Below are 12,073 nucleotides of genomic sequence, written 5' to 3' on the forward strand. Positions count from 1 at the left end.
TTCCGATAGTAATGGATCATTTCTCCCATTCATCTCACTCTCCCACACTCTGCACATTCATTCCTGCTTCTTTCCTTCATGACTCTTCAGGAAATACTGCATTACCGCTTTCTGGGCAACAATGTGGCGGCGTACCTGTGGTGCGTGGGCATTCTGCTGTTCGGCTACGCGTTCAAAACGCTGCTCTCGAAGCTGCTCTCGAAACTGGTGTTCCGCTTTATCCGCAAGCGGACCGAGGGCGTGAGCGAAGCCCAGTTTCAGGCTTTGCTGATTCAGCCATTGTCCATCGTTATCTTCCTGATAACGGCCTACTTCGCGTTCCAGGTACTCGATTTTCCGGTGCGCACCTCTGAGCTGGCCCACAACGAGCCCTGGGCGAAGCGGCTGCTGTTCCGGGTGTTTCAGCTGGCCGTGTTCGGGGGTATGGGCTGGATCGGGCTGCGCATTATTGATTTTGTGGTGCTAGTGTTTCAGCGCCGGGCCGAGCACTCCACTTCCCGCCTCAATAACCAGCTGATTCCCTTCGCCAAAGACTTGCTGAAGGTATTGGTGCTCACGCTCACCTTTCTGGTGATGCTGAGCCGGGTATTCGGGGTGAACGTGACGGCCCTGATTGGGGGCCTGGGCATCGGGGGTCTAGCCGTGGCCTTCGCGGCCAAGGAAAGCCTGGAAAACCTGATTGCCTCGTTCACCATCTTCCTCGACCGGCCCTTTGCCGTGGGCGATTTGGTGGAAGTCGGCCCCGTAACGGGCACCGTGGAGAAGGTAGGCTTCCGGAGCACCCGCCTGCGCACCGCCGAGAAAAGCTACGTGACCGTGCCCAACAAGAGCATGATTGACAAGCCGTTAGACAACCTCTCGTTGCGCACAGCGCGGCGCGTGAGCTTCACCCTGGCCCTCAGCCACACCACCACCAGCCAGCAGCTGCACCGCATTGTGGAAGATGGCAAGCGGGCCCTCGAAGAAAACCCGCTGGTAACCAAAGAAGTGCAGATGCAATTTGCCGCCCTCACCCCTGCTGCTAAGGAAATAACGGTACAATACTTCGTGGAAACCACTAACTACGATGAGTACCTGCGGGTGAAGGAAGAGCTGAACTACCGGCTGGTAGAAGTGGTGGAACACGCTGGCGGCTCTTTCGCCAGCACCGGCACCACTGTTGTACAGGTGAACGGGTTGTCGGCGTAAACCCCCAGTGCGGAAGTGCGCATAAAAGTGAGGGGCCTTGAAACGTACGTTTCAAGGCCCCTCACTTTTAGATCAGTATGTACAATGGGCTACCGGCCGCCCAGCAGCCCACCGAGCAAACCGCCCATGCCGCCGTTCATTAGGCCGCCGAGGCCGCCACCGCCGCTGCTGCGGGGCTGCGAGTTGGGCTGCCCGCCCAAGCCGCCCAGAATCGACATCAATGAGCCGAGGCCGCCGCTGCCTACGTGGCTGCCTTGCTGCGGGTAGCCGGCCGTTTGCTGACCGCCACCCCCAAGTACCCCACTCAGCAGGCCGCCGCCGAGCAAGCCGCCCAGCAGGCCACCCATGCCGCTTTGTGAAGCGCCGCCGAGTAGGCCGCCCATGCCGCTGCTCATCATACCGCCGCCTATACCGGGGCTCTGATTACGGCCGCCCATCACCTTCGAAATGACCATCGGGGCCACTACACCCAGCAGGCCGGCCATCAGGGCACCTTTGGGGATGCCGGCACTTTCCAGCTTGTCAGTAATGCCGCCGAAGAAGCTTTGCTTGGCGGGGTCGGAGGCATCGTGCGGTACGTGGGCCGCTTGGTCTACTACCTGATTGAGGGTTTGCGTCTGCTGGGGCGTAATGCCCAGGTAGGCCGCTATTTTGTTAATCATGGCTTCCTCATCGTTGGCATACGAGCCATCGGCGCGGGCGAAGCTGATGAGGTCAGTTACCAGGGAGAAGCGCAACTCACTGCCCCGCAGCACGTCCAGGCTAGCTTTAATGCTTTCGTTGGTAGCATCCTTGGCTGAACCCAGCACCTGTTGGGTAGCACCGCCGCTGAGGCCGGCTTCGTGGGCCAGTTGCTGCAAAAATTCTACTTCAGCGGCCGAAGCTTCACGGTCGGCGGAGGCCAGGCTGGCAATGACACTGAGATATGCGGCTTTTTCCTGATCGGAATAATTCTGGAGTAGTTGCGAAGTGGCCATGGCAAGAGGGGAAAAGGGTGGGTGATACTTGTGCGTCCTTAACGCACTCCCCCTACCTGAGGTTGGGCTATGGCCTTGGCGGTTTCAACTTAGAACTCGAAATACTCCCCTACCTGCGGCTGGGCTGGTTTTTTCACCGGTTTCTTCAGCTCGAAGGAAGGCCGGTCGGCGGGCCGGGCCGGGGTGGCGGCGGGTCCGGCCGCCGGAGTAGTTACCGGCCGGCTCGGGGCCGGGGGTGTGGAGTTGGGCAGTGTCGGAGCGGAGCCGGTTTCGTAACGAACCGCAAAATCACTTTCCGAGCCCCGGATGCCCAGGCGCAGCACCGGCCCGTCGGCGCGGGTGAGCACGCGGGGCAGCAGGCCCGGCAGCAGCGGAATCTGCACATGGTAATCCAGCTGTTGATCAAAGGTGTGCGTACCGGTTACGCGAATGAGCGAGGCGGCGCGCACGTTGGAACGGATGTCCATTTCGGGCAGGTACACGGTTCGGCTTTGCACGTAGAGGCGGTTGTGCAGCTCGGCAAACCGCAGATGCCGCAGCGTGGCCCGGCTGGCCACCATGCTGAGTTTCTGCATAGGCTCGAAGTTGAGCAGCTCCCCGTTGCGGATGGTGGCCGTTACCTCGGCCTCCAGTCGGTCAGTGAGCGGGCTCAGGTGCTCATCAAAATACGTATCCGATTCGGCGGTGGCCGTGAGCTGGCCGCGCAGGTGCCGGGCCGTGAGAAACTGCTGGCCGAAATCCTCGAACACGTAAAACAGGCTGTCGAGCGGCAGGTGCTGGCAACTGGCCACAGTGCTGGCTTTCAGCAACTGGGGGCTACGGGCATCCACGGTGCCGCGCACGCTCACCGCGCCGCCCGCCGCTTGCAAACTCAGTCCCGCCGAGCTGAACACCTGGTTCCGGAGCCGTATCGTGCCCTGCAGATGCCGCCCCCGCAGCCGCCGGAACCGCACCTGCTGCGCCTCGGCCCGCACGCTCAGGGCCAGTGTGGCTGGCACCCGCAGCCCGGCGGCCTCCGCGCCCCCCCCGGTACCCGCACCACCGGGGCTGGCCGCGGGCTGATAGGCATAGAGCAGCTGGTTGAAATCGAGCAGGTGAGACGCCACTGTGGCATCCAGCCGTAGCGTTTGCCCCGGCCGCAGGGCCCAGGCCGTCACGTTGCCCAGCGTGCCCCGGCCCCGGAAATCGGAGTTACCCAGGCGGCCGCTCAGGGCTGGCACGGCCACATCGGAGCCCTGGAGCAGCAGACGGCCGTTGAGGTCAGTGAAGGGCTGGTGGAAGGCGCGCAGCCGGAGCGTTACGTGGCGCAGCGTCAGCTCACCGGCTACCTGCCGCGCCGTGGGTTGCTGTTTAATAGTGCGCAGTTTCCCGTGCAGCTGCAGGCGCAACTGGGCCTCACCCTGTGCTGTTTGCACGGCCGTCAGCGGGAAAAAGCGCACGGCCTGGGCCACGTCCAGGTCGGCGTGCAGGTTTAGGTCCAGTTGCGGATCGGCAAAGTTTGCCAGCCGCAGGTCGCCCCCAAAGGGCCGGCCCGCCAGTTGGCCCTGCACCTTTTGCAGGGTCAGCACGGCTGTGCGGGCCGCGTGGGCCGGGCCGTTGCGGAAGCTTCCGGTCAGCTGCAGGTGGTCGATGGTTTGCCGGTATTGCGGATGAAATACCGAGGCTTCCCGGCAGCCAAACTGCACGGCCACGGCTGGGTTCTGCCGGGCCGATAATTCTCCCTGCACGGTACCCGCAAAATACACCTGCCCCCGGCTCCGGTAGCCCGCCAGCGGCCGCGTCAGGCGGGACGGCAGCAGTGCCAGCACCGACTCCACATCGGCCCCGGTAGCAGTGGCCTGCAGGTTGAGTTGTGTAGCTCCCTGATAATTGATGGTACCCTGCACCGCGTAGGCAGCCGGCCCTACCCTGATTTCGGAAGGCTCCAGGGTAAGTTCGTGGCGGCGGCGGTCGACGGTGAGCGTGGTACGTAGCTGCAGCTGCTTGGCGCGGAAATAGTCGTCGGGACCCAGACGCAGGGTTTGCACCTGCGCCGCGCCAGTGGCTGTTACGGTTACTTGGACATCGGTAACGCCCACTGTTGCCAGCAAATCGGGCGTTTGCAGAGCAAAATACTGCTGCCGGCTGGCGTCCTCATACACGGCCTGGACCCGTTCCAGTCGGATGCCTTCCAGTTCCAGCCCAAACGGTTCCTCGGCGGCCGGGGCCGTGGTATCGGGGCGCAGAATGTGGTAGTTGCCCACGCCGCGCGCATCGCGCCGGATGTGCACGCGGGCATCGGCCAGGGTTATTTCCCGCACCCGGTAGCGGCCCGCCAGCAGGTCCCAGGCATCGAACGCACAATAAAGCCGCCGGGCGCGAGCCAGGCGCACGGTGTCTTGGGGCAGGGAGCCGTGCATTACCACATCGTGCAGCGTTACGGAGAGGCGCGGGAACTGGTCCACCACCGATACTTCCAGCCGGCTAGCCTGCACCGGCACTCGTAGGTGCTGATTTAGCCCGGCCACGAACAGGCCAATGATGCGGTTTTGCCCGAGCCACACGCCCAGCCAGCCCACGCTCAAAAGCAGAACTACCGTCAGGAAAGAAATTTTCAGAAATTTTCGCACCCGATATATCCCTCTGAAATTTCTGATTGGTAAGCAGTTGCCGGTTTTTATGCCGGCAGACCCAAAAATTCTCCGGCCAAAGATGGCAGGAAGAGTTGTGATTTAGAAAATGACCTCCCATATTTGCCATCCCAAACGGGACACGCCCTTGGGAGATTAGCTCAGCTGGTTCAGAGCATCTGCCTTACAAGCAGAGGGTCACTGGTTCGAACCCAGTATCTCCCACTTTTTATTTAGTAGCGTACGCACACCCCACGGGAGATTAGCTCAGCTGGTTCAGAGCATCTGCCTTACAAGCAGAGGGTCACTGGTTCGAACCCAGTATCTCCCACCAAAAAGGACAGTCGGAAACGGCTGTCCTTTTTTTGTTTTCGGCCGGGGCCTAGTTCGCCGGTTTTGGCAGCCGGGCGGTAACTTGCCGGGCCTGCCGCCCGGTTCTTATGCAAGTCCAAGCTGGCAGGTACTCCCTTCTGCTGATCTGCTTTTACCTGTTATCCATGGCGGTTTCTACTCCCGCAGTTTCTGTTCAGTACGCCCCGCTCTGGGTGGTACGCACGTTTTTTGGTATTCTGCTGCTACTGGGTGCGCTGTTGGTGGCCGATTACGGCGTATCGTGGGATGAGCCCGTGGACCACGCCAACGGGCTGGTGAGCCTGCGCTACATTGCCGATAAGGTAGCCCCGGCGTGGTCGGCCAACCAGGCCCTGCTGCAAAACTCGCCGGTGCTGGAAGGATACGTGGAGAATGACCACGGTGCCTTGTTCGAAATTCCCATGGTACTGTTCGACGTGCTACGCCCCGGCACCGACACCCGGACGTATCATCTGTTTCGGCACGCCTGCATTTTCCTGACGTGCGTGGGCGGCATCTGGGCACTGTATCGGCTGGCGCTGTTGCGACTGCGCAACGGCTACGTGGCCCTGGTAGCCGCCGCGCTATTTGTGCTTTCTCCCCGCATGTTCGCGGAATCGTTCTACAGCGGCAAGGATATGGTGTTTCTAGCCACCTTCACGCTGGGCATGTATACGCTGGCGCGGCTACTAGAGCGCCCTACCCTGCGCCGCGCGTTGCTGCACGGTATTGCCACGGGCGTGGCCGTTGATATCCGCATTCTGGGCATCATGCTGGTTCCGTTTACCCTCACGCTCCTGGCACTGGAACTCTGGTTTCCAACCGGCCCGAGCATCCGTCGGCAGGTGGCTACTGTAATTGGCGGCTATCTAGTGTGCGCCGTGGCCGCTATTATTGTCGGATGGCCGTATTTGTGGGCTTCGCCCTTTAACCATTTCCTGGCGGCCTTTGAGAACATGCGCCGGTTCCGGTGGCCAGGTTTCGTGCTGTACATGGGCCGGCAGGAGTCGGCGCTGGCGCTACCCTGGCACTATGCCCCGGTCTGGATACTGATTACCACGCCCGTTACCTACTCCGCAGCTGCTGTACTGGGCTTGCTGGGCGTGGCAATGCGGGGCATCAAGCGGCCGTTGGAGCTGCTGAAAACCTACAATGGCCGCCTCGATTTGCTGTTCAGTGGCTGGCTGGTGCTGCCGGTATTCATGGTCATTGCCCTGGATTCCGTTATTTATGACGGGTGGCGGCACCTGTATTTTGTGTACCCCGCTTTGCTGCTGCTAGCGGTAAGTGCCGGCTGGCAGCTGTGGCAGAGAGGCCGGACTTCCCCCCGGCTCCGGCCGGTAGTGCTGGCGCTGGGAGCCGTAGTGGCCCTGGAAGCGGCCGTAACGGCCGTACGCATGGTGCTGATGCACCCCAACCAACAGGTGTACTTCAGCTTTCTGCCGGCCGAGCAGGTGGAGCAGCAGTTTGAGCGCGACTACTGGGGCCTCTCCTACCGGCAGGGCCTGGAATACCTGATCAAGCGTCATCCGGAAGGCCAGATTTTTGTGGACCCAACGCACCGCGCGCCTTTCGAAAACAACCGCGAAATGCTGGCCCCCGCTGACCAGCAACGTCTCATTGCCGACCCCAACGCCCCAGGACGCTACTACATTACCGGCTACCGGGACACGCCGGGCCGCGTAACGCCGGAAATGGGCCAGGAAGTATACTCCGTGAAGGCCGGGGGCGTCACGATTCTGTCGGTGTGTAAGCGCCCCTAGCTCTGCCGGTTACGTAGCCGGCGTATCGGATTTCGGTAGCCAGCCCAGCCGGCCGGCTACCAGTAGCGGGAAGAACAGCAGGGCCGGCTCGGCAAAAAACCGCCACCGGAACCCCACAAAAAACACCAGGCTCAGCAGCCACACGGCCAGTAACGGCGTGAGCAGCAGCGCATCGGCAGCTCGAAAATGCAGCCCCCGGTAGCGAGCCAGCGTGAGAAACAGGGCCGCGAAGAAAGCCAGATGCACCAGGGCTGTGAACGGGTTCCAGGGCATGCGGGGCGCGTCTGCAATGAAGTTTTCGGGAGAGAAGAACAGGGCGGTTTTGCGTAGCCAAAGCCGGATTTCCTGCGCCGGGTGCGCCGCTACCCACTGCCGCGCCAGCCGGGCTCGGGCCTGACTTTCCTGGTACTGGTTCAGGGAATCGAGCTGCGGAACGTGCTGGCGCACAAACTGGTCGAAGGGCCCTTGCCGCTCGTCCCAGTCGAACATGAACCGGCCCTGCGTAACGGAGTTGTGGCCCTGTAGCAGCTCGAAGCCGGCCTGGTTGCTGAGCGTGTAAGCCCCGAACAGCCGGTGGTTTTTGCGCAGGATGGGCGCGTGGGCTAGCCCCAGGGCCAGCAGCAGCCCCAGACTCAGGCCCCACGCCGCCCGCTGCTGCCGGGCCGGCCGGCGCAGCAGCAGCCCCAGAAATACCGCGAACAGCAGCCCATACACCGCCAGCAGATAACCCCGCAATAAGCAAGAGAGCACCACACTGGCCGTAATCAGCAGGACATCGGGCAAGCGCAGGGGCCGGCCGCCGTACAGCCGCTGCAGCTTGTACACTACCAAAATCAGCAGCGGCAGAGCCAGGTTCTCAAACCACCAGAAGGCCCCGATGTAGTACATCACACTCGGCGACACCGCCCACAGACCGGCTCCGACCCAGGCCGCGCCCGGAGCCAGGCCGCCGTAGCGTAGCGTGCGTTGCGCGTACAGGCCGCCCACGGCGTACAGGCCAGCGGCAGCGGCGTACACCAGCAGCGTGAGGTAGTGCCGGGGTAGGCCAGTGCGGCTCCAGCCTACGTACACGAATACCGGAAAGCTGGCGTGAAACGAATCGGGGCGGAGCTGCTTCCGCTCGGGGTCTACGCTCACGTAGCCTCGGCCGGCCAGGTAGTTATCGGCAATGCGGCCGTTGCGGCGCTCATCGTAGTTCCACTCCAAGCCGGGATTCAGGCCCAGGTTGAGGACCAGCCGAATGACGAGCAGCAGCACGGCCACGGGCCAGATAAAGCGGGGAATGGAACGCAGCACAATGAAACAGAAACGCGGGTTGAAAATGAATTGCCGAATTTAGCGGCGTTTCCGCAGCTTGTTACGTCGACTCCCTTGTCATTCCGACGACAGGAGTAATCTGGGTTGATTAGCTAACGTCTTAACCTCAGATTCCTCGCTTCGCTCGGAATAACAGCCGACTACTTTTCTTCGATGTCTGATTCCGCCGCCATTTCCCGTCCTACCTGGTTTCGCTGGCTGGTGGGTGCGTTTTTCGGGTTGCTGACGCTGCTGGGCGTAGTCCTGCACCGCGACTACGGCGTGGGCTGGGATGAGCAGCTGGACCGGCTCAATGGCATTATCAACACCAAGTACGTGGCCCTCAAACTGGCCCCCGAACTGGCCCGCCGCCAAGCCACCTTCGCCCAGATTCCCGACATGCGCGACAACCAAGATGTGGACCACGGCGTGTTCTACCAGCTGCCCCTGGTGGTGCTGGAGAAAGTGGTCCGGGTGGAAGACTCCCGCGATGTGTACTTTTTCCGCCACTTGGTTATCTGGCTGACCTGTGTGGCGGGCACCTACGCGCTGTACCGGGTGGGGGCGCACTACCTAGGCAGCGGCCCCTGGGGGCTGGCCGTGGCGGCGGCCCTGGTGCTCTCGCCGAGGATGTTTGCCGAGTCGTTCTACAACTACAAGGACCTGGTGTTTCTGGGTTTTTTCACCGTGGGCATCGGCACGCTGCAACGGTGGCTGCGGCGGCCTACCTGGCCGCGGGCCGCTCTGCACGCCGTGGCTGTGGGGGCGGCCATTGATGTGCGCACGATGGGCGTGCTGCTGATAGCCCTCACGGTAGGTTTCGCGGGGCTGGAAGCCTGGGCGCGGCCAGCCGTGTGGCGGCGGCTGGCGGCTGGCCTGCTGTTGATGGTGCCATTGCTGATAGCCGTGGTAATAGTCGGCTGGCCCTACCTCTGGGAGCAGCCCTGGCAGCATTTCACGGCCGCTTTCAGCAGCTTCAGCCGCTACCGTGCCGATATGCTCACGCTGTATCTGGGCCGGGAAATTCCGGTGCAGACGCTGCCCTGGCACTACGCCCCGGTCTGGATACTCGTTACCACGCCGCTGCCATATCTGGTGCTGTTTCTGGCGGGCGTGGCGGTAGTGGCAGGTGCCGCCCGCCGGCCGCTGGCCTGGCTCCGCAACGCCCCCGGCCGCCTCGATTTGCTGGTGCTGGCCTGGTTTTTCGGGCCACTGCTGGCCATTATCGTCTTGCAATCGGTGGTGTATGATGGGTGGCGGCACCTGTACTTTGTGTATCCGGCGCTGCTGCTGCTGGCGGGGCGCGGGGCGCAGGCTGCCTGGGGCAGCTGGCAGCTGGCTACCGCCCGCCCGGTGCGACTGGCGGGTTACGCAGTGGCTGCCCTGCTCACACTCGGCCTCGGCCACACGGCCCTGCGCATGGTGCTCGACCACCCCTACCAGAACGTGTATTTCAGCTTTCTGCCCGGCCCCACCGCCGAGCGGCTATTTGAGCGCGACTACTGGGGCCTCTCGGGGCGGGAGGGGCTAACCTGGATTATGGCCCACGATTCCAGTGCCACTGTGCCCGTGGCCACCGAGCCCCGCACCGCCCTGATGTTGCACAATGCCCAGCTGCTGTTGCCCCCGGCGGAGCGGGCCCGGCTGCGCATGGTGCCACTAGCCCAGGCCCGCTATTTTCTCACTACCTACCGCTGGCACCCCGCTCCCTACCCTGACTCGCTGGGTCAGGAAGTGTACGCCTGCCGCGTAAATGGCCTTAAATTGCTGTCCGTAGTGCGGGTACGATAATAAGTAGTGCCACCGGCTCGGCTCTTCCTACCTGCCTCTCCCCTGTTCATTGCTCCTGTATGCCCTTGCTCGAAGTAAATTCCCCGGCCCGCGTCCGGCAGTTTCTGGATTTGCCGGCCCGGATCTACCAGAACCAGCCCCAGTGGATTTCGCCACTGGATAATGAAATCGAGGCCGTTTTCGACCCCAGGAAAAACCCCAACTTCGCCCACGGTGAGGCCATCCGGTGGGTGCTGACCGACGCGGCCGGCGCGGTAATTGGCCGGGTGGCGGCCTTCATCAACCACGAAACACCCCAGCCCGACCCTACCCAGCCGGTAGGCGGCATGGGTTTTTTTGAGTGCATTGATGACCAAACCGCCGCCAACGAGCTGTTCGAGGCCTGCCGGCAGTGGCTGGCCCAACGCGGACTGGCGGCCATGGACGGTCCCATCAACTTCGGGGAGCGGGACCGGTTCTGGGGGCTGCTGACAGATGGCTTCACGGAGCCCAACTACGGCATGTTCTTTCACCAGCCCTACTACCAGCAGCTGTTCGAAAACTACGGGTTTCAGCTGTATTTCAAGCAGTACACCTGCTACCGCGAAGTCGCCACGGCCCTGCACCCCACCTTCGACAAAGCCGCTGAGCGGTACGCCCAAGAGCATCCGGAGTTCAGCTTCCGCCACGCCAACAAGCGCGACGCCGAGAAGCTGGCCCACGACTTTCACCACGTCTACAACCTGGCCTGGGCCAACCACAGCGGCATCAACCCGATGAGCCTGGACAAGGCCCGCGACCTGGTGAAGCAGATGAAGCCGGTGCTGGATGAGCGGATTCTATGGTTTGCCTACGCCGGCGAGGAGCCAGTGGCCTTCTTCGTGAGCCTGCCCGAGCTAAACCAGATTTTCAAGCACGTGGGCCGCAACTTCAACCTGTGGGCCAAGCTGCGCTTCCTCTGGGAAAAGCGCAAATACGAGCAGCGGCGCGACAAAAAGCTGTTCGGCGTCATCTTCGGGGTGGTGCCGACCTGGCAAGGCAAGGGTGTGGAAAGCGCCCTGATGGTGCACGCCCGCCACGAGTTTATGCGCGCCGGCTACCACGATATCGAAATGAACTGGATTGGCGACTTCAACCCGCGTATGCTGGCCGTCACGCGCTCCATCGGGGCCCGCATCTACAAAACCCACACTACCTACCGCTACCAGTTCGACCGCACCCGCCCTTTTGAGCGGTGCCCGATTATCCGGTAAATCGTCTGACGCTGCTTGAGGCACGACATTTCGCGCCTCAAGCAGCGTCAATCCGTCCTTTCCCAAAAGCAACATATTGACCTAAACAAAAGCCCCCAACGTCCGCGCGTCAGGGGCTTTTTGCTTTTCCAGGGCTTTTGATTATTTGAAGGGCAGGTTGTTTCGCGCTGCTCGCAATAACACTCAGGCCCGAAACTCCGCGTCCAGCCGCAGCACCTGGGGCAGCAGCAGTTGCTCATCGTCGTTATACACCACGTAGTCGGCGCGTTCCAGTTTTTCCTCTTCACTCATCTGCTTGCCAATGATGATGAGGATGTCCTCGGGGGTACGGTGCGGGTCGCGGCGCAATACGCGGGCCTGCCGGATGGCCTGCGGGGCAAACACGGTAATGATGCGGCTAAGCTGCTGGTATGCTCCCGATTCGTAAAGCAGTGCGGCTTCTTTGAGGATATAGGCGTGGCCCTCGGCTTCCTGTGCCGCTGCCCACCCGGCAAAGTCACGGCCGACGTGGGGATGGACCAGCGCATTAAGGCGGGCCAATTGAGCCGGATCCTGAAAAGCGACGCGGGCCAGGTAGGTGCGGTTGAGTTGGCCCTGGTTGTCAAACGTTTCGGGACCGAAGGCGGCCGTTAGTTCGTCGCGCAGCTGTAGGTCGTGGCTCATCACCCACTTGGCGCGGGCATCCGAATCGTACACCGGCGCGCCCAGCGTTTGAAACAACCGGCACACCACACTTTTGCCCGAGCCAATTCCGCCCGTAATTCCTATTCGTAGCATGTGTTGTTGAGAGTTGAATGATGAATTGGGGGTATCGAACCAAGAAATAAGGAGCTGAAAATCACGACATGGAAGTGCGCAGGATTGCC

At 62.0% G+C, this 12,073-nt stretch carries 8 protein-coding genes and 2 tRNA genes; 6 read left to right on the forward strand and 4 right to left on the reverse strand.

Annotation, left to right across the window (positions count from 1 at the left end):
- Window positions 1-78: 78 nt before the first annotated feature.
- Window positions 79-1,188, forward strand: a complete 1,110-nt coding sequence (locus tag HSW_RS21255) for a mechanosensitive ion channel family protein (protein ID WP_052346726.1) — start codon at window positions 79-81, stop codon at window positions 1,186-1,188.
- Window positions 1,189-1,277: 89 nt separating this feature from the next.
- Here the strand turns inward: HSW_RS21255 and HSW_RS25015 are convergent, their stop codons facing one another.
- The gene (locus HSW_RS25015; RefSeq protein WP_044003757.1) at window positions 1,278-2,165 is read right to left on the reverse strand and encodes a TerB family tellurite resistance protein; all 888 of its coding nucleotides are present in this window, start codon (window positions 2,163-2,165) and stop codon (window positions 1,278-1,280) included.
- A gap of 89 nt (window positions 2,166-2,254) precedes the next feature.
- Window positions 2,255-4,774, reverse strand: coding sequence for an AsmA-like C-terminal region-containing protein (locus HSW_RS21265; protein ID WP_044003758.1), 2,520 nt, complete (start codon window positions 4,772-4,774; stop codon window positions 2,255-2,257).
- Window positions 4,775-4,924: 150 nt separating this feature from the next.
- Here HSW_RS21265 and HSW_RS21270 point away from each other — a divergent pair.
- The 3 genes from HSW_RS21270 to HSW_RS21280 all read left to right on the forward strand — a co-directional run bounded on the left by HSW_RS21270 (window position 4,925) and on the right by HSW_RS21280 (window position 6,888).
- Window positions 4,925-4,999: transfer RNA gene (locus HSW_RS21270), tRNA-Val, on the forward strand.
- Window positions 5,000-5,030: 31 nt separating this feature from the next.
- Window positions 5,031-5,108, forward strand: a tRNA-Val gene (locus HSW_RS21275).
- Window positions 5,109-5,271: 163 nt separating this feature from the next.
- Window positions 5,272-6,888 (forward strand): ArnT family glycosyltransferase, encoded by a 1,617-nt coding sequence (locus HSW_RS21280; RefSeq protein ID WP_044003760.1) that lies wholly within the window; start codon window positions 5,272-5,274, stop codon window positions 6,886-6,888.
- A gap of 9 nt (window positions 6,889-6,897) precedes the next feature.
- On the opposite strand, the gene HSW_RS21285 is transcribed toward HSW_RS21280, so the two are convergent.
- Window positions 6,898-8,184, reverse strand: coding sequence for a hypothetical protein (locus HSW_RS21285; RefSeq protein ID WP_044003762.1), 1,287 nt, complete (start codon window positions 8,182-8,184; stop codon window positions 6,898-6,900).
- A 174-nt stretch (window positions 8,185-8,358) separates the two neighbouring features.
- Between HSW_RS21285 and HSW_RS21290 the strand changes: the two genes are divergently transcribed.
- Together HSW_RS21290 and HSW_RS21295 are read left to right on the forward strand one after the other, a co-directional pair.
- Window positions 8,359-9,975, forward strand: a complete 1,617-nt coding sequence (locus HSW_RS21290) for a hypothetical protein (RefSeq protein ID WP_044003765.1) — start codon at window positions 8,359-8,361, stop codon at window positions 9,973-9,975.
- A 59-nt stretch (window positions 9,976-10,034) separates the two neighbouring features.
- Window positions 10,035-11,207 carry a GNAT family N-acetyltransferase gene (locus HSW_RS21295; protein WP_044003766.1) on the forward strand — a complete coding sequence of 391 codons (1,173 nt, stop codon included), beginning with the start codon at window positions 10,035-10,037 and terminating at the stop codon, window positions 11,205-11,207.
- A gap of 183 nt (window positions 11,208-11,390) precedes the next feature.
- On the opposite strand, the gene coaE is transcribed toward HSW_RS21295, so the two are convergent.
- A complete protein-coding gene (gene coaE / locus HSW_RS21300; RefSeq protein ID WP_044003767.1) occupies window positions 11,391-11,984 on the reverse strand; it encodes a dephospho-CoA kinase in 594 nt (197 codons plus the stop codon).
- Window positions 11,985-12,073: the final 89 nt, after the last annotated feature.

This window comes from Hymenobacter swuensis DY53 (assembly GCF_000576555.1).
In the GTDB taxonomy this organism is placed as follows: domain Bacteria; phylum Bacteroidota; class Bacteroidia; order Cytophagales; family Hymenobacteraceae; genus Hymenobacter; species Hymenobacter swuensis.

What these genes read in the sequence shown, in the direction of transcription:
- HSW_RS25015 (WP_044003757.1), bottom strand. Translation starts at nt 2,165, where the DNA reads ATGGCCACTTCGCAACTACTCCAGAATTATTCCGATCAGGAAAAAGCC.
- HSW_RS21295 (WP_044003766.1), top strand. Translation starts at nt 10,035, where the DNA reads ATGCCCTTGCTCGAAGTAAATTCCCCGGCCCGCGTCCGGCAGTTTCTG.
- HSW_RS21290 (WP_044003765.1), top strand. Translation starts at nt 8,359, where the DNA reads ATGTCTGATTCCGCCGCCATTTCCCGTCCTACCTGGTTTCGCTGGCTG.
- HSW_RS21255 (WP_052346726.1), top strand. Translation starts at nt 79, where the DNA reads ATGACTCTTCAGGAAATACTGCATTACCGCTTTCTGGGCAACAATGTG.
- HSW_RS21280 (WP_044003760.1), top strand. Translation starts at nt 5,272, where the DNA reads ATGGCGGTTTCTACTCCCGCAGTTTCTGTTCAGTACGCCCCGCTCTGG.
- coaE (WP_044003767.1), bottom strand. Translation starts at nt 11,984, where the DNA reads ATGCTACGAATAGGAATTACGGGCGGAATTGGCTCGGGCAAAAGTGTG.